Here is a 24,561-nt window from a genome sequence, read left to right as displayed (position 1 = left end):
AATTAAAAATTAAAGGTTAGTGAACTTTGAATGGAGCGTCCCGGCATAGGTCGGGACGGCATACTTTGATATTCTTGGTCAAATATGTTTTGAACGACCAATCCCAGCTGCACCCGGTCCTTCAAAAAATTATAATTGAAACCGAGATTGCTCAGGGTATAACCGGGAAGGGTATAGTGATTATCCGAGGAGGTAAAAACCTCTCCGTTATACAGGATTTGCAGGTAGGTGGAAAAGTTTTTGATCTCATAACCTGCAGATGCAGTGCCCTTGTGCATAGGCACATAGATCAAGGTCTTGTCTGAGCTTTGGTCCATGGCTTTTGTAAAAGCGTAAGTTCCTGAAAAACTGATCTTATGCTCTTGAATTTTTATCTGCCAGTCGGCTGTTGATTCAAACCCGTAATTCAGGGCTTTTTTAGTGTTTTCGGGAAGCCAGAGTCCTCCCGAAGAAGGCACCCAGCGCAAGAGATCCCGGGTGTTGATAATAAATCCCGTAAGACTGAAATTAAGATTTGAAAAATGCAGATTTTGACCTAGCTCTGCCTGCAGGGATTTTTCCGGTTTAAGGTCCAGATTCCCTCCGGAATACCAAAAGAGATCATTAAAAGTGGGGATGCGGTAATTGCGGGAGACATTCAGCTTTACTGAATAAAAATCGGTAAAAGAATAAGTTGCCCCTGCCGAAAACAACAAAGGAGAATTGTATTTATCTGAAAATTCTGCTCTTGCGCTTATTTCATACTTCAGCGGAGAAAGGTCGTGGATAAAAAGCAATCCCGCAGAACCCATATTCCGTTCGTTGATCCCGGAAAAATTACTGCCTTCCCCTCTCGAATTCTGGTATTCCAAAATTCCGGTGATCCCTGCCTTTGAAGACAAATTATACCTGAGGTCATATTTTATTATACCGGTTTTAGCTCTTCCGTAGCTGAAGTTATCTCTTTCCCGGTTTTCAAAATACTTGTAATGTTCATCCAGGTAAGCGAGGCGAACATTCGATTTAAAGTTTCTAAAATAGCTATTCCACTCCACCAGATTACGGGAGTTCCTGTCTTCATATTTCGACTTTGAACCTGCAGTCAGAGTTCCTGAAAAACCGCGGTCTCCATCAAAATAGTTGGTGTAGAATTTAAGAGTATTGTTTTGATCAATTAAGTACCCAATAGATAGAGAGAGCTGATCATTGCTAAAATCTCCATTGTCATTGATCTTATCAGATTCAGGATAAGGAAAATCATTATCGCTTTGATGTCGCGCCACAGCAAGCTGCAAGCTGAGATCTTCATTTGAATATTCCGAATCGAGGCTGCCGTAACGGGTGTCAAAACTGCCATATCTTAACTGAATTTTATTCTGAAGTCCGCGATTGAACCTAAAGCGGTTGTTGAGATGTATACTTCCTCCAATGGCGCCACTTCCATAGAGTACGCTCCCTCCACCCGATCTTATCGCTACTTCATCAAAGCCCGAAGTGAGTACCGTATTAAAATCTGTTTGCCCGTTAAACTGCGAATTGATATTGATCCCATTCCAGATCACAGCTGTTTGAGAAGCAGTTGTGCCCCGAAAAGATGCCGATGCCACCATTCCCGGACCATTTTCTCTAAAGTAAAGCGGAGAATTGAATTTTAGAACCGATGTCAATGCCGGCTGATTTTGATCCAGCACAGAATCCTTTAGCACCTGCACATGATTGGTAGAAGAGCTGCGGTGAAGATGAATATCACTTAAGATCACCTCGGGCAATTGTTGCAGGGATTCTAGTTGTGCATGAGCCGGGAAGGCCTGCAGCAGTACAAAAACTAATAGGTAATAGACGTTTTTTTTCATCATCCGCAGGCTTTTTTCCCGAAAGCCTAAAGGTTTTAATTGATAGAAAATTGGCAGGTCTCCTGGCTTGCGTCCTTTTGTTAACCTTCCCATCCTTAACAGAACAGTGGTATGAAGTGTACAAAAGGCATCCGCCGCGGCGGACTAAGCTTACAGTTGCGGGAACAGCTCAGGCTTGTTTGAAGTATGATCTTAGAAGTACGAAATTAGAAATTGCACTTTGAGATCGCTTCGGAAGTTAAAATAATTCGTACTTCGTACTTCTTATTTCTAACTTCCCCTGATTCCCTTTTAATCGAGCTGTTTAATTCTGAAGATATTTCAGAAAAACTCGAACCAAAATTTCAATACGAAAGTAACAATTTCAATTAATCCCACTCCCAAAAATTTAAATAATCTTACTTTTGATTCGGCAATGAAACATTTCTCTCACATCCTTTTCCTTCTGCTCGCTTTTCACCTGCTTGGTTGTAAGACCGATGAAAAACGAAAAAAACCATTGGTGATCTCTGGCGGAAAAGAAATTGAGATCAAATATGCCAGCGGACTTTCCATTGTGGATTTCGGTGACTATTCCATTGTCACCGTTGAAAACCCATGGCCTAATGCCGATCGTTCCTACAGATATTTACTCGCTGAAGCAGATGCAGAAGTGCCGGAAAATGTAAAATTCGATCAAAAGATCCAGGTGCCGGTGGAACATGTTGTTGTTACCTCCACCACTCATATTCCCTCTTTGGAAATTCTCGGTGTGGAAAGTACCCTCATTGGTTTTCCAGGCCTGGACTACATTTCTTCAGAAAAAACCCGAAACCTGATCGCGGACGGCAAGATCAAAGAACTCGGCAAAAATGAAGCTTTGAATACAGAGACTCTTTTGAACCTCCGGCCAGATGTGGTGATTGGTTTCTCCATTGATGGCAGCAACAAAAGCCTCAACACCCTCCAAAAAAGCGGAATTCCTGTTGTCTTCAATGCAGACTGGACCGAAAGTTCTCCTTTAGGAAAAGTGGAGTGGATCAAATTCTTTGGCGCCTTCTTCGGAAAAATGGAGGCTGCAAATGCCTTTTTCGAAGAGGTAGAACAGGAGTATCTCAAAGCAAAATCTTTGGCGGCAAAAGCAGATAAACGACCAACGGTTATGGCCGGCGCCATGTACAAGGATCAATGGTATTTACCGGCAGGGAATTCCTGGCAGGCCATTTTTATTGAAGATGCCAATGCAGATTACCTTTTTGAGGATACCGAAGGCACCGGAAGCCTTTCGTTATCTCTTGAAGCAGTGTTGGCCGAAGCCGCAAAAGCCGATTTTTGGGTAGGACCGGCACAGTTCACGGCTTATCAAGAATTGCAGGAGGCTTCTCCTCATTACCGGCAGTTCCAGGCATTTCAGGATCAGAATATTTTCACCTTTGCCAGCGAAAAAGGGGAAACCGGCGGAGTTATTTTCTATGAACTCGCTCCTAACCGGCCCGATCTTGTGTTGAAGGATCTAATTTCCATTTTTCATCCTCAACTGCTCCCCGACTATAAAACCACCTTTTACAAACCCCTCGAATAGTTGCAAAACTCCCGTCCTTATATCATCAGCCTCCTCGTACTGTTGCTTTGTACAGTAGCCGCCTGGTTTTTGAATATAAGTCTGGGATCGGTGAATATTCCATTCATGGAAGTGCTTACAGTTCTTTTTTCCTCGGAAGCCGAAAATAGCAACTGGCAATATATCATTATGGAATACAGGATCCCTAAGGCGCTTACATCGGTTTTGGCAGGTTCGGGCCTGGCGGTTAGCGGAATGCTGATGCAAACCATGTTTCGAAATCCATTGGCAGGACCTTATGTTCTGGGTTTAAGCAGTGGCGCCAGTCTGGGTGTGGCTTTAGTGCTTATGGGTGCCTCTCTTTTCGGCGGACTCGCAGGTAGCGTGCTTTTTTCAAGCTGGGGATTGGTATTGGCTTCAAGTTTGGGAAGTCTACTGGTACTCCTGGCCGTGATGCTGGCTTCAGTTAGATTAAAAGACACCATGGCCATTCTTATCATTGGGTTAATGTTTGCCAGTTTGAGTTCGGCGGTGGTAAGTGTACTGGCATATTTCAGTCCGGCGGCACAACTGCAGCAATATGTCTTCTGGTCCTACGGAAGTGTGGGCGATCTTTCCTGGACTGAGCTGGGGGTACTTAGTATTTTCTGGACCTCCGGAATTGCCATTGCACTTTTCAGCATTAAAAATCTGAATTCTCTCCTGTTGGGGGAGCAATACGCCCGAAGCCTTGGCATGAACATTGGCCATAACCGGGCGCTGTTGATCATTTCTACGAGCCTCCTGGCCGGAAGCATCACCGCGTTTGCCGGCCCCATTGCTTTTGTGGGCCTGGCAGTTCCACATTTGATAAGACAGGTGGTGCCGGGAAACGATCACAAGATCCTTCTTCCTGCAGTCATTTTTGGCGGAGCAATTTTGATGCTGCTCTGCGATATTGTTGCTCAATTACCCGGTAGCGAACATACCTTACCTATAAATGCCATAACTTCCCTAATAGGAGCGCCGGTAGTGATCTGGCTGCTGGTAAGGAAACGGAAATTCATCTTTTAGCCATAGGAACAACAATAAAAAATATCATTCTAAAGACCGAATCTCTCAGGATCGGGTACAGGAAAAAGCAACTGGAAACAGTGGTAGCTTCAGGTATTGATATTGATGTTGCTGAAGGGGAACTCACTGCTGTGATTGGAATTAACGGGGTGGGAAAATCCACTTTTTTGAGAACCATTTCAGGAATACAACCTGCGCTTTTGGGAAAGATCCTTATAAACACTGAAGCTCGTGAAGATATTCGGCCGCAACAGCTGGCCAGGCTCATAAGCCTGGTGCTTACAGAACAGCCTTTATCCAAGAACCTCAGCGTAGCCGAATTGGTAGCTCTTGGAAGACAGCCTTATACCAACTGGATAGGTACATTGAGTGCTGAAGATCGAAAAATGGTAAAAAAGGCGCTGGCTCTAGTGAACATTGAAGACCTGCATAACAAAAAGTGTTATGAACTTAGTGACGGTCAGCTGCAAAAAGTACTTATTGCCCGGGCTCTGGCACAGGACACCAAAATGATGATCCTTGATGAACCCACCTCCCACCTGGATATGTACCACAAGGCGCAGGTGCTAAAACTTTTAAAGCAACTTAGCCAACAGACCGGGAAAGCCATTATTTTTGCCACTCATGAGATCAATCTGGCCTTACAGCTTTGTGATAAGATCATTCTTATGAAACCCTCACAAGTGATTCAGGATGTGCCGAAACAGCTCATTCAAAAAGGCCATTTTGAGAGCATCTTTCCTTCAGACCTTATTGTTTTCGATCCCGTGACGGAAACCTTCAGAATAAAAACCTGAAAATACTATCTTTGAGCAAACCTCCTGCTCATGACCGAATTTAGCCTCATCGCCCTCTCCTTCTCTATTCTGATATTTGGCGGCTTCTTGGGATATTTTCTTTCGGGCCTTAGAAGTAAAAGCCTTCAGAATCTGCTTTCAGAAAAAAATAATCAGCTCAATCAGCAATTTTTGGATGCCTGTAAAGAGCGTGAGGAAATAAGGAATACAAAAGACCTTTTAAGCACCCAATTAACCGAACGAAATTTAGAATACAAAAATCTTCAGCAAAAGCTCGAAGAACAAAAATTGGATCTGGAGAGACTTCAGGAGAAATTCAGCAAGGAATTTGAAAACCTCGCAAATAGAATTTTAGAGCAGAAATCGGAAAAATTCACCTCCATAAACAAAGAGAATATTGCACAGATCCTGCACCCGCTTCAGGAGAAAATAAAGACTTTTGAGGAGAAGGTGGAGAAGAATTCCAATGATTTTATCGAGCGGCATGCGGCTTTAGGACAACAACTTCAGCATTTGCATGAGCAAAATATCAAAATAAGTGAAGAGGCCAATAACCTTACCAGAGCGCTAAAAGGGGAAAATAAGACCCAGGGAAACTGGGGAGAATTGATCCTGGAGCGCGTGCTGGAGAAATCGGGGTTGGCCAAAGACAGGGAATATTTTGTACAGCAGTCTCATCAAACTGAAGATGGAAAAAAACTCCTGCCAGATGTGGTGCTGCATCTCCCCGGAGATAAGCGCATGGTCATTGATTCCAAGGTGTCACTCGTGGCATATGAAAAATATATTAACGAAGAAAATGAAGACCAGCGTCAAAAATTTTTAAAGGAGCATCTGCGCTCGCTTAATTCACATATTCAGGATTTGAGTTCGAAGAAATATGAGGACCTCTATAAAATGCAATCTCCGGATTTTGTTCTGATGTTCATACCCGTAGAACCCGCTCTATACCTGGCGCAAAATCTTGATAACTCCTTTTTCTATACCGCCTTTCAAAAGAATATTTTACTGGTAAGCCCCACCACCTTGCTATCTGTTCTGAGAACTATAGATACCTTATGGAGCAATGAAAAACAACAGCAAAATGCCCTGGAGATCGCAAATCATGCGGCTTCGCTTTATCATAAGTTCAAATTACTGCTGGACGAACTGGAAATTGTAGGGAACAGGCTGAAATCAACCACCTCAGCTTACGATGGGGCAATGAAAAAGCTTACGGGGCAACAAAATCTTATCAAGGATATTGACCAACTGGAAGCACTCGGGATCTCTCCCAAACAAAAACTTTCGCAAAAATGGCTTTCCCAGGCAAATGGGGAGGAAAATCAATTGAATTAGAATGAAGAAAATTTACACTTTAGGTTTTTTCTATTTTTCCAGCTTTTTATTTACTCCGGCTGCCGCACAGGAAATTTACTTCCCGGAGGCAGGAACATGGGCAGAAAAACCTGCTTCTGAATATAATATTGATGTCTCTAAAGCGGTCGAATTTGCACAAAATAATGAGTATTCAGAATCTAAAGACCTGCGACAGGCAGTTTTAAAAGGTTTTGAACACGAACCTTACCACGAGCTCCTCGGTCCCACAAAACGACGTGGCGGCCCTGCCGGAATAGTCCTCAAAGATGGATATATCATAGCGCAATGGGGAGACACAAAACGGGTGGACATGACCTTTAGCGTGACCAAAAGCTTCCTTGCTACCACTGCCCTTCTGGCCCTGGACGCCGGCTTTATAACCGATGTAGAAGACCCGGTAGAAAAATATGTTTGGGATGGCACTTTTGAGGGGCCCCATAACAGCAAGATCACCTGGGAACATTTGCTGCATCAAACCTCGGACTGGAGCGGACAATTGTGGGGTGGCTTTGACTGGGCAGACAGGCCTTCTTCGCAGCAGAACATAGATCAATGGAGAGCCAGAGCATTAAAGGAGCCGGGCACTTCCTTTGAATACAATGATGTGCGGGTAAATGTACTGGCATATTCCCTGCTCAACGTCTTCAGAAAACCTTTACCTCAGGTCCTTAAGGAGAAGATCATGGATCCTATTGATGCTTCGCCCACCTGGCGCTGGTATGGATATGAGAATTCCTGGGTCACCATTGATGGCCTTAAAATGCAGTCAGTAAGTGGCGGCGGGCATTCGGGTGGAGGTTTGTTCATCAGTACAGAAGATATGGCAAGATTTGGTTTACTGTACATGAATGCCGGGAAATGGGACGGGGAACAGTTACTTTCCTCTCAAATTATTGCAAAAGCATTGGAATCTTCAGAAGCTAATCCATCTTACGGATATATGTGGTGGCTCAATCGTGGGAACCGGAAATGGGAAAATGTTCCCGACCATGTATTCTATGCAGCGGGATTCGGGGGCAATTTTATAGTCATTGATCGCAAAAAGAACCTCGTCGTGGTGACGCGCTGGCTGGAACCTTCCAAAATTGAACAATTTATGAACCTACTTTACCAAAATTTATAAAATGACCGACAAGTTTAAAACCGTAGCCGATTCTCAGGTTACCATTTCTGAACTCATGCTTCCCTCCCATTCAAACTTCAATGGAAAAATTCACGGAGGTTATATTTTGTCCCTGCTGGACCAGATCGCCTTTGCCTGCGCCTCAAAGCATTCCGGTGTTTATTGTGTGACAGCAAGTGTGGACACAGTAGATTTTTTAAATCCCATAGAAATAGGAGAACTGGTGACCATGAAAGCCTCTGTAAATTATATTGGGAACAGCTCCATGGTCATTGGAATTCGTGTTGAAGCCGAAAACATCCAGACCGGGGCCTGCAAACACTGCAATTCCTCTTATTTCACTATGGTTGCAAAAGACTCCACAGGAAAATCTTTAAAAGTACCCGGTCTTATTCTGAGATCTAAAGATGAGATAAGACGTTTTGCAAAAAGCATAAAGAGGTACGAGAACAAAGCAAAGCGTAAAAAAGAGTTCAATGAGACAGATTTTATTCATGAAGAATACCTGCACATACAGGAACTGGATAACGTAAAGATCGAGCAATAGGTGAAATTTAACGGATTTATAGCCGCACTCCTTTTCTCGATCCTGGTCGCCTGGTTTTTTCCACAAGGGCCGGAGGTCCTGCCGTTAAAAACAATCACTGATATAGGAATCGGCTTCATCTTTTTCTTCTACGGATTAAAACTTTCTCCGACTGAATTTAAAGCAGGTTTATATAATTACCGGGTTCACATTCTCATTCAGTTGACCACTTTTGTGGTTTTTCCTTTGCTGGCTCTCGCTTTTTTGCCATTTTTCGAAGCCGGTACAGCATCCAATCTCTGGCTGGCTCTTTTTTTCCTTGGAGCCTTGCCGTCAACAGTGAGTTCGTCTGTTGTTATGGTGTCATTAGCAAGAGGTAATTTACCTACTGCCATCTTTAATGCCAGTCTTTCGGGACTAATTGGAATTGTGGCGACACCGCTATGGATGAGCATGTTTATGGCTGCAACTTCAGATTTTGAATTTGGTGCCGTTGTGCAAAAGCTAATGCTACAGATCATTTTGCCGTTGATCATTGGTCTGTTTCTTCAAAGGTGGCTGGGTAACCTCGCGCGGAAACATAGTAAAAAGATCAGCTTTTTCGATAAATCAGTGATCATCCTCATTGTTTACTCCAGCTTCAGCACAGCTTTTTCAACACAGTTATTTAGCAGCGTGGGAGTTGCTGACATGCTGAAATTAATGCTGATGGTCTCTATGCTTTTCTTTGTAATTTATTTTGGATTGGGATTTGCCTCTAAATTGATCGGTCTGAACACAGAGGACGAGATCGCAGCGAAATTTTGCGGCACCAAGAAATCATTGGTCCATGGGTCGGTGATGGTGAAAGTGATCTTCGGAAATAGTGCGGCGAATGCATTATACCTTCTACCTATAATGCTTTACCACATCTTACAGTTGCTGGTAGTTGCTGTTTTTGCGGAGAAATACAGGAACAGACCGGTTGAATAGGAAATGGTTAAAACCATTTCAGTTCTGCCGTGCCTACTTTTCTCCCCGGGTTAAAACCCAGGGCTATTTTCTCTCTCATGATTTTCTAATTAGGACTATTGATTTGGTTAAAAACCAAATTGATATGAGTAGGTTAAACTTGCCTTAGAAGCTATCATCTAAAATGAGTAAATCATACTAGATAATGAGGTGAGTCTGATCGAAAATTCAGAATATTATATTTATTTTCAATGAATTAAATAATAACGTTTTTTTAGCCCCGGGTTTCAACCCGGGGTGTTGTAATTTTATGTATTATAAAAAACCGTTTTAACGGTTTTAATTTTCAAGATTCTATGCCTCATTCCTATAACAAAATTTGGATCCACGCAATCTGGTCAACAAAGGATCGAAGGCCTTTAATTGAAAAATCGGTGGAGGCCGAGATTTATAACTATATTAAAAAAGAATTTCAGGAAATAGGGTGCAGGGTAAAAATGGTCAATGGGATGCCCGATCATATTCATTGTCTATTCCTTCTAAGTCCTCAAAAATCTATTGCTGAAGTTATAAAACAAATTAAAGGCAGTAGTTCCCATTACATCAATAGTAACGACTTAACTAATGATAAGTTCGCCTGCCAAACAGGTTATGCGGCATTCTCTGTGTCTGAATCTGCCGTAGAGAAGGTGTTTCTCTATATCCAAAACCAAAAAGAACATCATAGGAAAAAGACCTTTCAGGAGGAATACAAAGAATTTTTAAAATTGTACAAAATCGAGCAACAACCGGAAGAATAATCGGTTAAAACCGATTATGAAATAATACTCTTCGATGTCCCCGGGTTGAAACCCGGGGCTATTATCATTTCCCGATTTTATGACTTGAAAACAGGACATTAGGCAGGATCCTTGGGCCGGAGAAATAAAAATGAATTCTATTATTTCATCATAAAAATTTAAATTAGAATATAAATATTCAACGAATTATTTAGGATAATTTAGCCCCGGGTTTCAACCCGGGGTATAGAGAATTTACGTAATATCAAAAAACCGTTTTAACGGTTTATCTTTTCAAAGAAATTCAGCAATTGCAGCTACATTAATTGCAAACAGAATCCAGCCCATAACCAGAAGCAATCCTCCCAACGGAGTAACAGGTCCCAAAAATGACATTTTTCGACCTTTTGCCGAACTCAGAACCAATCCATAGATGCTGAAGGAAAAGAAGAATACTCCGAGCAAAAGAAACCATCCCATGAGGTTCTGAGAAAACCCTGTAAAAGGAAAAATAATTCCTACCAGAATGAGCAGCAGAGCGTGATACATCTGGTATTTTACACCGGTCTCAAAACTTTTCAGCTGCTCCACATCAAGAACCTTTTTAAGAGCGTGAGCACCAAAAGCACCAAAAATTACTGCGAGGGCACCATATACTCCGCCCATGATGAGGATGAATTCTTTCATTTGATCAACTTTTTCTCTGTTAAAAGAAGAATGCCACCTTAAACAGATGGCATTCAAATATAGCTTTTTTGGAACCTATTTACTCAGGTACATTTTCCTTCTGGAATACAACTCGTAAAAGGTATCATCTCTTAGGCTGTCAATAAACAAGATACTTTCCCCCGTACTTTTCATTTCAGGACCAAGCTGTTTATTAACCTTCGGAAATTTGTTGAAGGAGAAGACAGGCTGTTTAATAGCATAACCCTCAAGCTGCGGATTAAATTTAAAGTCGGTCACTTTCTTTTCCCTAAGCATTACCTTAGTTGCATAATTAACATAAGGCTCTCCGTACGCTTTAGCAATAAAAGGGACTGTTCTGGAAGCCCGCGGATTGGCTTCTATGATATACACTTTATCATCCTTGATGGCAAATTGAATATTGATCAGACCAACAGTATTAAGGGCCAAAGCAATCTTTTTTGTGTGGTCCTTTATTTGCTGCATCACCAGGTCTCCCAGGTTGAATGGCGGCAATACTGCATTAGAATCTCCGGAATGAATTCCGCAGGGTTCTATGTGTTCCATGATCCCAATGATCTGAACGTTCTCCCCGTCACAGATTGCATCCGCTTCAGCCTCTATGGCTCCATCAAGATAATGGTCAAGCAGCAGTTTATTGTTTGGGATCTTTCGAAGCAAATCAACAACAGTGGCTTCCAGATCCTTTTTGTTGATCACGATCTTCATACCCTGTCCACCTAAGACATAAGACGGCCTTACCAGAATTGGAAAATCAAGTTCATCGGCAAGTGCCAGGGCTTCATCGGCGGTTTCGGCCACACCGAATTCCGGATAAGGAATATCATTTTCCTGGAGCAATCTGGAGAAGCTACCCCTATCTTCGGCAAGGTCTAAAGCTTTATAGCTGGTACCGAGGATCTTAATTCCGTAGCGATCAAGTTTTTCAGCAAGTTTAAGAGCGGTTTGTCCCCCCAGCTGCACGATCACTCCTTCGGGCTTTTCATGACGAATGATGTCATAAATATGCTCCCAAAAAACAGGTTCAAAATAAAGTTTATCTGAAACATCAAAATCAGTTGAAACCGTTTCGGGATTACAGTTGATCATGATGGTTTCATAACCACACTCCTTGGCAGCAAGAACCCCATGAACACAACAGTAATCGAATTCAATTCCCTGTCCAATTCTGTTAGGCCCGGAACCCAGGACTACAATTTTCCTCTTATCTGAAACCTTGCTGTCATTCTCCACATACCTCACCCCTTCTTTGGTTTCAATATCGGCCTCAAAAGTGGAATAGTAATAAGGAGTTTCCGCTTTAAATTCGGCGGCACAGGTATCTACAAGTTTGTATATTCTGTTAATGCCTAATTCTTCTCTTTTTTTGTACACCTGGCTTTCCAGACAACCTACCATATAAGCTATTTGCCTGTCGGCGAAACCTTTCTGCTTTGCCTCCAGAAGCAAATCTTTAGGCAGGGAATCAATATTGTATTTGGAGATCTCAACTTCCAGAGCATACAGTTCCTCATATTGCTTAAGGAACCACATGTCAATCTTGGTGATCTCGTGAATTCTGGCCAGAGGTATACCTAACTGAATGGCATCATAGATTACAAACACCCTGTCCCAGCTGGCATGTTTCAATTTATCGAGGATCACATCATAATTGGTGTAACCTTTTCCATCGGCTCCAAGTCCATTTCTTTTGATCTCCAGCGATTGGGTGGCTTTGTGAAGTGCCTCCTGGAAAGAACGTCCAATTCCCATTACCTCTCCTACAGATTTCATCTGCAGACCCAGAGTACGGTCGCTGCCTTCAAATTTATCGAAGTTCCAGCGCGGAATTTTAACGATTACGTAATCAAGAGTCGGCTCAAATAACGCGGAAGTAGATTTTGTGATCTGGTTATGTAGCTCATCTAAAGTATAGCCAATTGCCAGTTTTGCAGCGATCTTAGCAATAGGATATCCGGTTGCTTTAGATGCCAGTGCCGAAGAACGGGAAACCCTTGGATTGATCTCTACGGCAATAATGTCTTCCTGATCATCTGGGCTCACCGCGAACTGCACGTTACATCCCCCGGCAAAATCTCCAATGCTTCGCATCATCTTAATGGCCAGGTCACGCATTTTCTGGAAGGTGACATCGCTCAAGGTCATTGCCGGCGCAACTGTAATGGAGTCACCGGTGTGGATCCCCATTGGATCCATATTTTCAATGGAACAAATAATAACAACGTTGTCATTCTTATCCCGTAAAAGTTCTAATTCATACTCCTTCCACCCCAGTAAAGCCTTATCGATAAGTACTTCGTGAATAGGAGAGACTTCCAGACCGTATTGAAGCATCTCATCGAATTGATCTTCAGTATGTACAAAAGAAGCACCTGTACCTCCAAGAGTAAATGAAGCCCGAATTACAAGTGGAAAACCAAACTCCTGCGCGATCTCCTTACCTTCAAGGAAAGAAGTTGCTGTTTGTGCAGGGGCTACGGGAACATTGATTCGTCCCATTAATTGTTTGAACTTTTCTCTGTCTTCGGTAATATTAATAGCATCTATATCCACCCCGATGATCTTCACATCAAAATCTTTCCAGATTCCTTTTTCGTCGGCTTCAATACAGAGGTTAAGAGCAGTTTGCCCACCCATAGTTGGGAGAACGGCATCTATCTGCGGATGTTTCTTAAGGATCTCGATGATCGATTTAGTATTGAGCGGCTTTAAGTACACATGATCGGCCATCGAAGGATCGGTCATGATCGTTGCAGGGTTGGAGTTAATAAGAATGGTCTCGATGCCGTCTTCTCGTAGGGATCGTAGTGCCTGAGTTCCGGAATAGTCAAATTCACAGGCCTGCCCAATAATGATGGGCCCCGATCCAATAATTAAAATGCTTTTAAGGTCTTTATTCTTTGGCATTGGGAAAAATTTGCGTGGTGTTTGTAAAAATAGGAACCTATAGGGTATAAAAAAAGGCGTTACTTGAAAAAGTAACACCTTTAATATTTTCGGGAATTATCATCTAGTGTTTATGCCTGTTCTCAGAGGAAACTGATAACTTCTTTCTTCCTTTAGCTCTTCTACGAGCCAGCACTTTTCTTCCGTTAACACTTGCCATACGTTCTCTGAAACCGTGCTTGTTTTTTCTTTTCCTCTTTGATGGTTGAAACGTTCTTTTCATGATAATTATCTTTAATCTTCTTTGAAATCGCTTTGAAAAATTGTTCTAAGACCTCCTCCTAAAACTGCGGGCAAATATACAAAGAGTTTTTACTTGCACAAACCCATTTTTGAAATAATTTCCAATTGTTTTTCTTACCTTTGCGGCCTTTAAATTTCACAGCAAATGTTCAATAAAGTCTATAAATTAATCATCGCAGGTCTCCTCGTGATCCTGGCCATCTGGCAATTTTTTGAAGGTAATATAGGGAACGGCATCTTCATTTTGCTTCTTTCGGGAATCTTTGTCTTTCTATATTACAAAAATGAGATGATATTAATGGCTTTCCTGAGACTTAGAAAGCAGGATTTCCCCGGAGCCAAAAAATGGCTTGATAAGATCAAAGATCCTGAAAAAGCTCTTACCCAAAAACAACAGGGTTACTACTGGTACCTTCACGGACTAATGGTTTCCCAAACCAATATCACCCAAGCAGAAAAGTTCTTTAAAAGAGCAGTTAAGATGGGACTTTCAATGAAGCAGGATTTGGCTATGGCCAAACTTAACCTTGCAGGAATTGCCATGACCAAACGAAGAAAAAGAGAAGCTCAAATCTTGCTGCAGGAAGCTAAAAAACTTGATAAGCACAACATGCTTGATGAGCAGATCAAGATGATGAAACAACAAATGAAAAAGATCTAATTTTTAAGATTTCATTTGTAGGAAATATTGCTGCTGTAGTTCATCTAATATCCCTGTATTTTAACGAGTAAATTTCTGCGGAAGCTACCTTCTCAGTACTTTTGTCCTGAATTTGGAAATCATCCTGATGCGGAAAATATTACTCTTCTTTCTTACACAAATTTTAGTAGTCCCCCTTTTCGCCCAACAAGATCAAATTTCTTTTTCTGAAGCTTTAACCACCCATCTGCCGAAATACAAAAAACAAGCAGATAAAGCTTACCGCACCGAGAACCTAAAACGTGCCGATTTTCTTTTTGATTCCCTGGTTAAATACGGACTTAAGGGCAGCAAAATGGATAATTTTAAAGTACAGGACCTTAAAAAGAAACCTGTAGCTCTTGACGAATTCCAAAAACCCGTTTATTTGACCACTTATGCCTCGTGGATCGTTCCCACAGAAGGAGAGATCCCGGCATTAAATAAATTATCAGAAAAATATGGCGACCAAGTCGATTTTGTAATGCTGTTTTGGGACAGCCACTCCACGACCAAGGAACTTGCAAAAAAATATAATAAGAATATTACCGTACTTTATGTTGATGAAATGAAAAATGACAGCCCTTACGTCATTAAAATGATGAAACACTCTCTTGGGTTCCCTACTTCATTTCTACTCAACAAGGACAAAAATATTATTGATATTAGACGAAAAGTGTCTCATCCCTTCGGGATAGAGTTTGAAAAATCCTTTGACCTTAACTACGATTCCTTTACCAGTGCCATTTCCCTTCTCCTTATTAATGACAGCAGTCAATATTCACAGGCAGAAAAAACTCTCACTCCTTAGCAGCCGATCTTAATAAAAGCAGTCTTTCATATTTTGCCTTTTTTTAAGGTGCTACACTATAATATTCCGGTTCGGGCAACTCGATCAAATATTCTTTACGGGACTTGTTTTTAAGATCTGTTTCCCTCAACCACGGATTATGCAGCTTTAAAATTTTATAGTTGATCCCGAAGTTTTTTGCAAACGCAGCAAAATCGGTCACAGAGGAATCTACCTTTACCTTACGTGAGGGAATCTGTTTGTAAAGATCCTTTGTCCTGAAATTAAATCCATATTTATCGGGATTTTCCATGATCTCCTTTAGCGCCAGAATGCGGAAAACATATCTTCCTGTCTCTTCTCCTAACAACAGGTCATAATAATCCCGAACATCCTGCCTGTCTCTTTGCTTATCTACTCCGTAATTTCCGGCATTATATGCAGCTGCCGCCAGGGTCCAGCTTCCGAAGCGTTCTTTGGACTTTTTGAAATATTCCGCAGCAACCTGGGTAGATTTTTCCAGATTATATCTTTCGTCAACATTGTCATTGATCTCTAAACCATACTCTTTCCCGGTTGATTCCATGATCTGCCAAAAACCTCTGGCTCCGGCAGGAGAGACGGCATTGGTAAGGCTGCTTTCGATCACCGCCAGATACTTAAAATCATCCGGCACCCCATTTTTAGCTAAAATGGGCTCTATTACAGGAAAATACTTATTTGCCCGTTTTATTAGAAGTAAGGTATTGGATTGCCAGTAAGTGTTAACCAGCAGCTCCCTATCCATTCTTTCATAAACATCAGGAATTTCCAGAGGCACAGGTTCTTCTGCAAATTCAAGTTCCTCGGGCATGGGTAAGGCATACACATTATAATCATTGATCATTTTTTGCTCCTGGTTCTCGTCACTGGGAGCATCCTGCACAGCATTTATACCTAATCCCAAAACTACCAGCGCGCTTCCTCCAATAAGTATGTTCTTAATCTTCATCTCAATTTATAATTTCGTTTTTTACTTTTTCCTTTTTTAGTTTTCCCGTAAGGATTATTTCCTCCAGGTGTTCATTGAACCACCTAAACCTGTTTATGATCATTACATGAGTTCCTCCCGGTACCGTAATACAGTCTTTTATGTACTTGTAAGGGAAAATTTCGTCTTTATCCCCATGAATGTGGATCACGTTTTTATAAGGTTCTTTTCTTTCCCAGCAAACCATTTGTTCAATTGCCCAATCCAAGTACCGCGTATCTGTTATAGACAAATACTTTTTATACAAAACAGCCCGTTTTTTTGCAAAATCTCCTACCGCAAGCTTTTCAAAAGTGTCTACGTGCCGGGCCAAAGAGGTAGGCAAAACTTTGAATACTTTTGTACACCTTGCAAATTTCATCCTGCGCGGCAGTTCATTCTCTGTTTTGACACTGGAGATTATAATAAGCCTTTGCACATCGATAATCTGAGCCATTTCCTGAACAATTATCCCGCCAAAAGATACTCCCATAAGGACCGGCTTCTCATGTTTCACCAATTTACACATGCGTCCTGCATAATCCACAAGGCTCTCTTTGTGCTTTGGCAACAACCAATCCAGCCAGTGGATCATAAATTTTTCCGTGGGAAGATCAATATTTTCGAAAATCGTGGAATTCGCTGCCAAACCGGGCATGCAATACACGTGAATAAGAGGGTCCTTCATCATTAATTAGCAGCTTCTACAGCTCCAAATTGCTCAAAATTTCTTAACTTTATCTTCAAATTTAAGGGAAATTCACGGCTTCCGATAACTTTTAATCCTAAAAAATTTCCCCTGGCCATAGAGCAGACTTCGACTCATGGAATAATTAGTAAGTAATTTCAACAGTGGCCAATTTTTTGATAATAGAATAGAAACCAAATACTTATACACATGAACCCTCCACTTACAGTTAATGATAATGAATTCCTGCGCCAGTTTGAATGTGAGATTGATGGAGATCTGGCCAGGATCGAATACTCCAGCCAGGACCGAAAGATCTTTTTAACGCGCCTGGATATGAGTGAAGAACTAAAAGAAAAAGGATACCTGGAGCCTTTTATTGAAGAAGTTCTTCAACTAATTAAGGATAGGGAGATAAGAGTAATGCCTACCAGTCCTGTGATTGCGAAATTTATGCGGAAGAATCGCCGTAAATATAAGGATCTGCTACCCGTGGGAATAAATATCTAAACCGGAAGCTTTTCTTCAACATATGTAAACCTAACCAGACCGTCTTCCCCTATTTTTTGTAGTTCAATTTCATGAAGGGTATTGACCAGGGCAGGATCCCAGGGAGTTTTCACCTTGACATAGTTCTCTGTAAAACCATGGATATAGCCTTCTTTATTTTCCCCTTCGAATAAAACCGTTTTTTGTTTTCCCAATTGAGATTCGTAGAACGCCCTTCTCTTTTTGGCTGAAAGTCCGCGCAACATCTTACTGCGTTTCTTTCTTACTTTTAATGGCACCACCTCTTCCATTTCTGACGCGAGAGTATTATCTCTTTCAGAATAGGTAAATACATGAAGATAGGATACATCAAGTTCATTCAGGAAGTTATAGGTCTCCAGGAAATGTTCATCTGTCTCTCCCGGAAAACCAACTATTACATCGACTCCAATACAGGCATCTGGCATGGTCTCTTTGATCTTATGAACCCTGTCAACGTAAAGTTCCCTAAGGTACCGGCGACGCATGGCTTTTAAGACAGCGTTGCTTCCGCTTTGCAGCGGGATATGAAAATGGGGCACAAAGGCATTGCTTTGAGCAACAAAATCTATAGTTTCATTTTTCAGAAGGTTAGGTTCAATAGAAGAAATCCTTAGCCTCTCGATTCCTTCCACAGTATCCAATGCTTTAACAAGGTCCAGAAAAGTATGCTCATGCTTTTTATTCCCAAACTCTCCTTTCCCGTAATCTCCTATATTTACCCCGGTGAGCACAATCTCCTTGATGCCTTTTTCGCTGATCTTTCTCCCATTCTCCAGAACATTTTCCAGAGTATCACTTCTGGAAATTCCTCTCGCCAGCGGAATGGTACAATACGTACATTTATAATCACAACCATCCTGCACTTTCAAAAAAGCTCTTGTGCGATCGCCAAAGGAATAAGAACCAACATAGAAGTCTGCCTCTTCGATCTCACAGGAATGCACCTCTCCCATATCATTTTTGGTGAGGTCATTAAGGTAATTGGTGATCTTGAATTTTTCGGTAGCTCCAAGAACAAGGTCCACCCCATCTACCGCCGCCAATTCTTCGGGTTTTAATTGTGCATAGCAACCAACAGCGATAACAAAAGCGTTTTCATTAGCCTTTTGTGCCTGCTTTACTATGGTTTTAAAGCGTTTGTCGGCATTGTCTGTGACCGAACAGGTGTTGATCACGTAAATATCTGCTGCTTCAGAAAAATCCACTCTTAAAAAACCCTCATCTTTAAACGAACGGGCAATTGTAGAGGTTTCAGAAAAATTAAGTTTACATCCAAGGGTGTAAAAAGCAACTTTTTTAGGTTCTTCCATTTCTTCTCCTTCGGGGAATTCCAAAGCTAACCTTCAGGAATTCAGTTAAATATAAAAACCTCTAAAAATGTCATTTTAGAGGCTGCAAAGATACTAACTATAATCAGGTTATAAAAGGGTACGAAACAGAGGAAAAAGGATTTAAATTGGCATCGGAAGTTTTCCTCAAACAATCCTAATCCTTCACCCGGGCAAAGAAAAAATTTCAGCTTCTGTTTAAGACCCCGGTTTCAACAAATACATTCTTTGGATCTTCTATTTCGAGAACATATTTTTCGTCATCAACAGTTAATTCTCCTTCATTTTTTACTCCGTCGTTTACAAAAACAATTTTATAAATGCCATTTTTGAGACCAAACAACTCCAGGGACTGTGCCGGACCCAAGGCAGTCAAACAGAGTTCCGGTTTTACTATCCCCGAATAGGTGATTGTAATTTCATTATTCCTGAATTGTTGTTGAGTTACAATGGAAAAATTATAACAGCTGAAGATCTCGAAGGTTTCTGATCTAATCACAAGCTTTGAACCCTCTTCTGAAATCTCTTCCTGAAGGATCACTTTAATATCCGATCCTACCTTTCCATCAGCGTCTGCCGACTGGGTGGAGCAGGAAGAAAAAACAACCGCTGTTATTATGAATAGGAAAAATATTCTCATGACTAAATTTCCAGAATTATTCCTGAACTGAACCGTAGATTAATCCTTCCTCCACTTTTTTGTTTCCTCAAAAACATGCTCAAGGATCGCTTTCTCTTCTTCAGAAAATTCCACTTTTCTTCTGGACATCACTTTTTCGGCAACCTCAAAGGCTTTTACAGTCTTATAGGTAGTTGTTCCTCCACTTCCGCCCCAGCTAAAGCTTGGAATAAAATTCCGCGGGAATCCGGCTCCGAAGATATTGGCGCTTACGCCCACCACTGTTCCCGTGTTGAACATGGTATTGATAGCACATTTACTGTGATCTCCCATCATGAGTCCGCAAAACTGCAAACCGGTAGGAGAAAACCTTTCCGAAGCATAATTCCACAGCCGCACGTCTGAATAGTCATTCTTAAGATTCGAAGTATTGGTATCTGCTCCCAGGTTACACCATTCTCCTATAACCGAATTCCCCAGGTAGCCATCATGGCTTTTATTGGAATAAGCAAAAATCACAGAATTTGTAACCTCTCCTCCCACTTTGCAGTAAGGCCCAACAGTGGTAGGCCCATAGATCCTGGTTCCCATTTTCAAAGTGGACTCCTCTCCTATTGAAAAAGGTCCGCGGATCATGCTTCCTTCCATGATCTCGGCATCGGCAGCTATATAAATGGGACCGGTAGATGCATTTAAAGTCGCACATTCTACTTTAGCCCCCTTTTCTAAAAATATATTTTCGGGTGCTATTACATTATTGGTTGCAGATAAAGCTTCGCTTTTCCTATCTCTGGTAAGCAGATCGAAATCGGCAGCGATCGCTTCCCCGTTCTTTAAAAAAATATCCCAGGGATGTTCAATGGTGATAGCCTTACCTTCCATTTCAATACTGCTACAGTCGGCAAAATTCACCTCCTGTTCTTCATAGGCATGAAAAGCCACCACATCTTCTTCGTGAAAAATTGCCTCTCCGGGCTGAAGCCCCATAATTTGCTCTACAAGTTCGGCACTTGGCAGAAAGGAAGCATTGATCATCACATTTTCTTCCATTTCGACCATAGGCCATTTTTCTGAAAGATAATCTTCGGTAATGGTCGAGGTAGTAGTGTTAAGGTATTTTTCCCATTTTTCACGGATGGTCAGGATCCCGGCTCTTAGATCGGCTACCGGTCGGGTAAAAGTAAATGGCAGAAGTTGTGAACGCACAGTGCCATCGAACAAAATATAGTTCATGCAGTCTCTTTTGGGATAAAAGTACAGTTTTTTAAAAAAACCCGCTTATTTTTTAGAAAGTAAGCCACAAAAAAAGCCTCTTTTTTAAAAGAGGCTTTAATTCTATGGTAATAGCGGAAATTACTTCTTGAATTTCGCGTATTTGTTCTTGAACTTGTCAATACGACCGGCAGTATCCAATAATTTGGCTTTTCCGGTGTAGAATGGGTGAGAAGTTCTGGAGATCTCCAACTTCACTAAAGGATATTCCTCACCATCAACTTCAATAGTTTCTTTTGTGTTTGCGGTAGATTTGGTAAGAAACACCTCTTCGTTAGACATGTCTTTAAACGCTACCAATCTATAATTTTCCGGATGGATTCCCTGCTTCATCTCTTTATTCTTTAAAATCTTGTAATTTTTTCGAGCTGCAAATTTAAATAAATTTTGTAAATCAACAAGCAATATAAATTAAAATTTCACTCTTTACAAACTCTCTCCCGCTGTGTAACGTTTTGTTATATTTGCTTACTAACTGTAATATCAACCAAAATAGTTATTTATGGAAGCTCAAAAAGCTAAAGCACGCAAGACAGTGCTCAATTACGGTTTACTTTTAGGAATTTTAATGGTGATCCTTGGGGTCATTATGTATGTTATGGATCTACATTTGGATCCACATTGGAGCTTTATCCTTATTACCCTGGCAATTTTTATTGCAGTAATTGTATACGGTATTAAAGCTTTTAAAGGTGATAACGGCGGATTTCTAAGTTTTGGCGAGGCGTTGAAGGTTTCGGTAGGGATTGGCCTTATTGCAGCTATCATCAGCGGAATCTGGAGCCTGGTTCTTACCACAGTTATTGAACCCGACTATGCAGATCAAATGGCTGAAGTACAAAGAGAAAAAATGATTGAATCCTATCCTGAAATGAGCGAAGAACAAATTAATCAGGCACTCGAATTTAGTGCCGGGTTTAGCAGTCCATGGATTACCTTTGCATCTACCCTGGTTATGTATATGTTATTGGCTTTAGTCATAGGTTTGATCGCCGGAGCGGTAATGAAACAAAACCGTCCATACGAGGTATAAAAGTATTTTAATGCAGTTATCTATTGTCATCCCCCTTCTTAATGAAGCCGAATCTTTAAAAGAACTACATAATTGGATCGCATCGGTGATGCGGTCCAATTCTTTTTCTTACGAGATCATCTTTATAGATGATGGCAGTACAGACGATTCCTGGAAGATCATCAAACAAATTTCTGCGGAAGACCCTTCTGTTAAAGGCATTAAATTTAATCGCAACTACGGAAAATCCCAGGCATTGCATGTTGGTTTTGACAAAGCTGAAGGTGATGTGATCATTACCATGGATGCCGACCTGCAGGATAATCCCGAAGAAATTCCGGACCTGTACCATCTGGTATCTAAAGAAGGTTACGATCTTATTTCGGGCTGGAAAAAGAAGCGCTACGACTCTGTGCTTTCAAAGAACCTGCCTTCAAAATTATTTAATGCTGCAGCCAGAAAAACTTCCGGACTTAAGTTGCATGATTTTAACTGCGGACTCAAAGCCTACCGCAAAGCGGTGGTGAAAAATATAGATGTTTATGGGGAGATGCACAGGTATATTCCCGTTTTAGCAAAGAATGCCGGATACTCAAAGATCGATGAGAAGATAGTTCAGCACCAGGCCCGCAAGTATGGAAAGACCAAGTTTGGTGCAGAACGCTTTATCAATGGCTTTCTGGACCTAATCACAATCTGGTTCCTGTCGAAGTTCGGCAAGCGCCCTATGCACCTTTTTGGAGCTCTCGGGATCCTCATGTTCTTTTTCGGCTTCCTTTTTACTGTTTGGATTGGCGCTTCCAAGCTCTATAAGCTTTACCATGGGATGCCCAATATATTGGTGACAGATAATCCGTGGTTTTATATCGCGCTAACCACCATGATACTGGGGACATTATTATTCCTCACCGGATTCCTTGGAGAACTCATCCTGCGCAGCAGCAGGGAGAAAGACCGCTACCGCATCAGCGAAACTACAGGAGAGTTTTAACGGGCCTTTACCACATAAATCCTTATTTTTGTTGCTGAAAATAAAATATTGGCATGAGCTATTACGACATAAAGTCAAGAGCAGAAAATTGGTTAAAACCTGTTTTTGACGAACAAACCCAAAGAGAAGTAAAGGAACTTCTTGAGAATAAACCCGAAGAATTAAAAGAGAGTTTTTATAAGGACCTGGAATTTGGTACCGGCGGAATGCGCGGTATTATGGGTCCCGGAACAAACAGGATCAATAAATATACCCTTGGTAAAAACACCCAGGGGCTTTCAAACTACCTGAAAAGGCAATTTCCCAATGAAGATATTAAAGTGGTGATCGCTTATGATTGCCGCAATAACTCAAAAGAACTTGCTCATATAGTGGCCGAAGTTTTCTCGGCAAATGGAATCCAGGTGTACCTGTTCTCTGAACTTCGTCCAACGCCTGAACTTTCCTTTGCCGTCAAATACCTCAATTGTCACTGCGGAATTGTACTCACCGCCAGCCACAACCCACCCGAATATAATGGCTACAAAGTTTACTGGCAGGATGGAGGACAATTGGTGCCTCCCCAGGATAAGGAGATCGTGACTGAGATCAATAGCCTTGACTATAATGAGGTGAAATTTGAAGCCAATAAAGACCTAATAAAAATAATCGATACCGAAGTTGACGAAGCTTTCGCCTCAGCTTCTATATCTAACGGCAGTTTTGATACTTCTGCGGAAGCAAAGAAAAACCTGAAGATCGTTTTTACCTCCCTTCACGGAACTTCCATTACCATGGTCCCAAAAGTGCTGGAAAAAGCAGGGTATTCAAACCTTCACCTGGTAGAGGAACAATCTGAGCCTAACGGAAACTTCCCCACAGTAGAATCTCCTAATCCCGAAGAACCTGCAGCTCTTAAAATGGCATTGGAGTTAGCAGAAAAGATCGATGCCGATATTGTTATTGGAACAGATCCCGATTGCGACAGGCTCGGAGTGGCAGTTAGAGATAATTCCGGTAAAATGGTGCTCCTTAATGGAAATCAGACCATGCTCATCATGACCTGGTTTTTATTGGAACAGTGGAAAAAACAAGGCAAGATCAACGGTAAAGAATTCGTAGGATCTACCATAGTTTCCACTCCCATGATACGGGTAGTTACTGAAGCTTATGGCGTTCAATATAAAGAAGGCCTTACCGGTTTTAAATGGATTGCAAAAATGATCAAAGATCACCCTGAATTAGATTTTGTTGGTGGTGGTGAAGAAAGTTTTGGCTTTATGGTAGGAGATTTTGTACGGGATAAAGATGCAGTCACCTCTACCCTACTTGCCTGCGAAATAGCCGCTCAAATGAAAGTTAAGGGCAGTTCGGTCTATGAAAAGCTAATTGAACTTTACAGCGAATTCGGGTTGTACCGGGAAGAGTTGATCTCCCTGGTCAAAAAAGGTATAGACGGCGAAGCACAGATCAAAAATATGATGATTAGCTTAAGAGAAAATCCTCTGAAAGAAATAGCCGGAGAACACGTGGTTTTAGTCGAAGATTATCAGAAATCTGAAGCAATAAATTTCAACTCCAACTCTCAGGAAGTGCAGACCCTCGATGTGCCAAAATCGAATGTTTTGATCTACTACACCGAGAACGGCACAAAGGTCGCAGCCAGGCCAAGTGGAACCGAACCTAAAATTAAATTCTACATTAGCGTCAATACCACGCTGGAGAATGTAGAAGATTACGAGAAAGTTGATCAGGAACTTTCAGATAAAATTGCCGGTATAAAAACCGATCTAAATCTGGCATAAG

Annotated in this window: 24 protein-coding genes and 1 riboswitch; of the genes, 14 read left to right on the top strand and 10 right to left on the bottom strand. The window is 41.5% G+C overall.

Features of this window, described 5'->3' with window-relative positions; genetic code table 11:
- Positions 1 to 2: 2 nt before the first annotated feature.
- Positions 3 to 1,835: a TonB-dependent receptor gene (locus tag CRO16_RS15090; protein WP_143544559.1), complete on the bottom strand. Its 1,833-nt coding sequence runs from the start codon at positions 1,833 to 1,835 to the stop codon at positions 3 to 5.
- A 32-nt stretch (positions 1,836 to 1,867) separates the two neighbouring features.
- A riboswitch (cobalamin riboswitch) is annotated at positions 1,868 to 2,188 on the bottom strand.
- A gap of 59 nt (positions 2,189 to 2,247) precedes the next feature.
- Here CRO16_RS15090 and CRO16_RS15085 point away from each other — a divergent pair.
- The 8 genes from CRO16_RS15085 to tnpA all read left to right on the top strand — a co-directional run bounded on the left by CRO16_RS15085 (position 2,248) and on the right by tnpA (position 9,981).
- Entirely contained in the window at positions 2,248 to 3,393 is a 1,146-nt protein-coding gene (locus tag CRO16_RS15085) for an ABC transporter substrate-binding protein (protein WP_097057309.1), read from the top strand.
- Positions 3,394 to 4,425 carry a FecCD family ABC transporter permease gene (locus CRO16_RS15080; protein WP_097057237.1) on the top strand — a complete coding sequence of 344 codons (1,032 nt, stop codon included), beginning with the start codon at positions 3,394 to 3,396 and terminating at the stop codon, positions 4,423 to 4,425. It abuts the gene before it with no gap.
- Between the two features lie 80 nt (positions 4,426 to 4,505).
- Positions 4,506 to 5,222 (top strand): ABC transporter ATP-binding protein, encoded by a 717-nt coding sequence (locus CRO16_RS15075; protein WP_317042537.1) that lies wholly within the window; start codon positions 4,506 to 4,508, stop codon positions 5,220 to 5,222.
- Between the two features lie 30 nt (positions 5,223 to 5,252).
- Complete coding sequence (rmuC, locus tag CRO16_RS15070) at positions 5,253 to 6,560, top strand: DNA recombination protein RmuC (RefSeq protein WP_097057235.1); 1,308 nt, start codon at positions 5,253 to 5,255, stop codon at positions 6,558 to 6,560.
- Between the two features lies 1 nt (position 6,561).
- Entirely contained in the window at positions 6,562 to 7,704 is a 1,143-nt protein-coding gene (locus CRO16_RS15065; RefSeq protein ID WP_097057234.1) for a serine hydrolase domain-containing protein, read from the top strand.
- Between the two features lies 1 nt (position 7,705).
- Positions 7,706 to 8,251: an acyl-CoA thioesterase gene (locus tag CRO16_RS15060; RefSeq protein ID WP_097057233.1), complete on the top strand. Its 546-nt coding sequence runs from the start codon at positions 7,706 to 7,708 to the stop codon at positions 8,249 to 8,251.
- Positions 8,252 to 9,202 (top strand): bile acid:sodium symporter family protein, encoded by a 951-nt coding sequence (locus tag CRO16_RS15055; protein WP_097057232.1) that lies wholly within the window; start codon positions 8,252 to 8,254, stop codon positions 9,200 to 9,202.
- Positions 9,203 to 9,537: 335 nt separating this feature from the next.
- The gene (gene tnpA, locus CRO16_RS15050; RefSeq protein ID WP_097057231.1) at positions 9,538 to 9,981 is read left to right on the top strand and encodes an IS200/IS605 family transposase; all 444 of its coding nucleotides are present in this window, start codon (positions 9,538 to 9,540) and stop codon (positions 9,979 to 9,981) included.
- A gap of 273 nt (positions 9,982 to 10,254) precedes the next feature.
- Here tnpA and CRO16_RS15045 read toward each other — a convergent pair whose 3' ends face one another.
- From CRO16_RS15045 to rpmH, 3 genes are all read right to left on the bottom strand, one after another.
- Positions 10,255 to 10,647, bottom strand: a complete 393-nt coding sequence (locus CRO16_RS15045) for a DUF423 domain-containing protein (RefSeq protein ID WP_097057230.1) — start codon at positions 10,645 to 10,647, stop codon at positions 10,255 to 10,257.
- Positions 10,648 to 10,722: 75 nt separating this feature from the next.
- Positions 10,723 to 13,575, bottom strand: coding sequence for a carbamoyl-phosphate synthase large subunit (carB, locus tag CRO16_RS15040; RefSeq protein WP_097057229.1), 2,853 nt, complete (start codon positions 13,573 to 13,575; stop codon positions 10,723 to 10,725).
- A 103-nt stretch (positions 13,576 to 13,678) separates the two neighbouring features.
- Entirely contained in the window at positions 13,679 to 13,837 is a 159-nt protein-coding gene (gene rpmH / locus CRO16_RS15035) for a 50S ribosomal protein L34 (protein WP_013071475.1), read from the bottom strand.
- 165 nt (positions 13,838 to 14,002) lie between these two features.
- Between rpmH and CRO16_RS15030 the strand changes: the two genes are divergently transcribed.
- Complete coding sequence (locus CRO16_RS15030) at positions 14,003 to 14,518, top strand: tetratricopeptide repeat protein (protein ID WP_097057228.1); 516 nt, start codon at positions 14,003 to 14,005, stop codon at positions 14,516 to 14,518.
- A 127-nt stretch (positions 14,519 to 14,645) separates the two neighbouring features.
- Entirely contained in the window at positions 14,646 to 15,347 is a 702-nt protein-coding gene (locus CRO16_RS15025; RefSeq protein ID WP_097057227.1) for a TlpA family protein disulfide reductase, read from the top strand.
- 43 nt (positions 15,348 to 15,390) lie between these two features.
- Here the strand turns inward: CRO16_RS15025 and CRO16_RS15020 are convergent, their stop codons facing one another.
- The gene (locus CRO16_RS15020; protein WP_097057226.1) at positions 15,391 to 16,317 is read right to left on the bottom strand and encodes a lytic transglycosylase domain-containing protein; all 927 of its coding nucleotides are present in this window, start codon (positions 16,315 to 16,317) and stop codon (positions 15,391 to 15,393) included.
- A 1-nt stretch (position 16,318) separates the two neighbouring features.
- Positions 16,319 to 17,026: an alpha/beta fold hydrolase gene (locus CRO16_RS15015; RefSeq protein WP_097057225.1), complete on the bottom strand. Its 708-nt coding sequence runs from the start codon at positions 17,024 to 17,026 to the stop codon at positions 16,319 to 16,321.
- Positions 17,027 to 17,233: 207 nt separating this feature from the next.
- Between CRO16_RS15015 and CRO16_RS15010 the strand changes: the two genes are divergently transcribed.
- Positions 17,234 to 17,533: a GNAT family N-acetyltransferase gene (locus tag CRO16_RS15010; protein WP_097057224.1), complete on the top strand. Its 300-nt coding sequence runs from the start codon at positions 17,234 to 17,236 to the stop codon at positions 17,531 to 17,533.
- On the opposite strand, the gene mtaB is transcribed toward CRO16_RS15010, so the two are convergent.
- The 4 genes from mtaB to CRO16_RS14990 all read right to left on the bottom strand — a co-directional run bounded on the left by mtaB (position 17,530) and on the right by CRO16_RS14990 (position 21,106).
- A complete protein-coding gene (mtaB, locus tag CRO16_RS15005; protein ID WP_097057308.1) occupies positions 17,530 to 18,864 on the bottom strand; it encodes a tRNA (N(6)-L-threonylcarbamoyladenosine(37)-C(2))-methylthiotransferase MtaB in 1,335 nt (444 codons plus the stop codon). The two genes, CRO16_RS15010 and mtaB, sit on opposite strands and share 4 nt — an antisense overlap.
- 205 nt (positions 18,865 to 19,069) lie before the next feature.
- On the bottom strand, positions 19,070 to 19,522 hold the full coding sequence (locus CRO16_RS15000) for a hypothetical protein (protein WP_097057223.1): 453 nt from the start codon (positions 19,520 to 19,522) through the stop codon (positions 19,070 to 19,072).
- Positions 19,523 to 19,561: 39 nt separating this feature from the next.
- Entirely contained in the window at positions 19,562 to 20,734 is a 1,173-nt protein-coding gene (locus CRO16_RS14995) for a GlmU family protein (RefSeq protein WP_097057222.1), read from the bottom strand.
- Between the two features lie 120 nt (positions 20,735 to 20,854).
- Positions 20,855 to 21,106, bottom strand: coding sequence for a type B 50S ribosomal protein L31 (locus tag CRO16_RS14990; protein WP_097057307.1), 252 nt, complete (start codon positions 21,104 to 21,106; stop codon positions 20,855 to 20,857).
- Between the two features lie 169 nt (positions 21,107 to 21,275).
- Here CRO16_RS14990 and CRO16_RS14985 point away from each other — a divergent pair, with 169 nt between their 5' ends.
- From CRO16_RS14985 to CRO16_RS14975, 3 genes are read left to right on the top strand one after another with little or no spacing between them, the layout of a single operon-like run.
- The gene (locus tag CRO16_RS14985; RefSeq protein ID WP_097057221.1) at positions 21,276 to 21,806 is read left to right on the top strand and encodes a DUF4199 domain-containing protein; all 531 of its coding nucleotides are present in this window, start codon (positions 21,276 to 21,278) and stop codon (positions 21,804 to 21,806) included.
- A gap of 10 nt (positions 21,807 to 21,816) precedes the next feature.
- Positions 21,817 to 22,776, top strand: coding sequence for a glycosyltransferase family 2 protein (locus CRO16_RS14980; RefSeq protein WP_097057220.1), 960 nt, complete (start codon positions 21,817 to 21,819; stop codon positions 22,774 to 22,776).
- Positions 22,777 to 22,829: 53 nt separating this feature from the next.
- Positions 22,830 to 24,560, top strand: coding sequence for a phospho-sugar mutase (locus CRO16_RS14975; protein WP_097057219.1), 1,731 nt, complete (start codon positions 22,830 to 22,832; stop codon positions 24,558 to 24,560).
- The last annotated feature ends 1 nt before the right edge of the window (position 24,561 follow it).

This window comes from Salinimicrobium sediminis, from assembly GCF_900215295.1.
Taxonomy (GTDB): domain Bacteria; phylum Bacteroidota; class Bacteroidia; order Flavobacteriales; family Flavobacteriaceae; genus Salinimicrobium; species Salinimicrobium sediminis.
The sequence above is the reverse complement of the archived record's forward strand: the minus strand, read 5'-3'. Positions and strand labels throughout refer to the sequence as shown.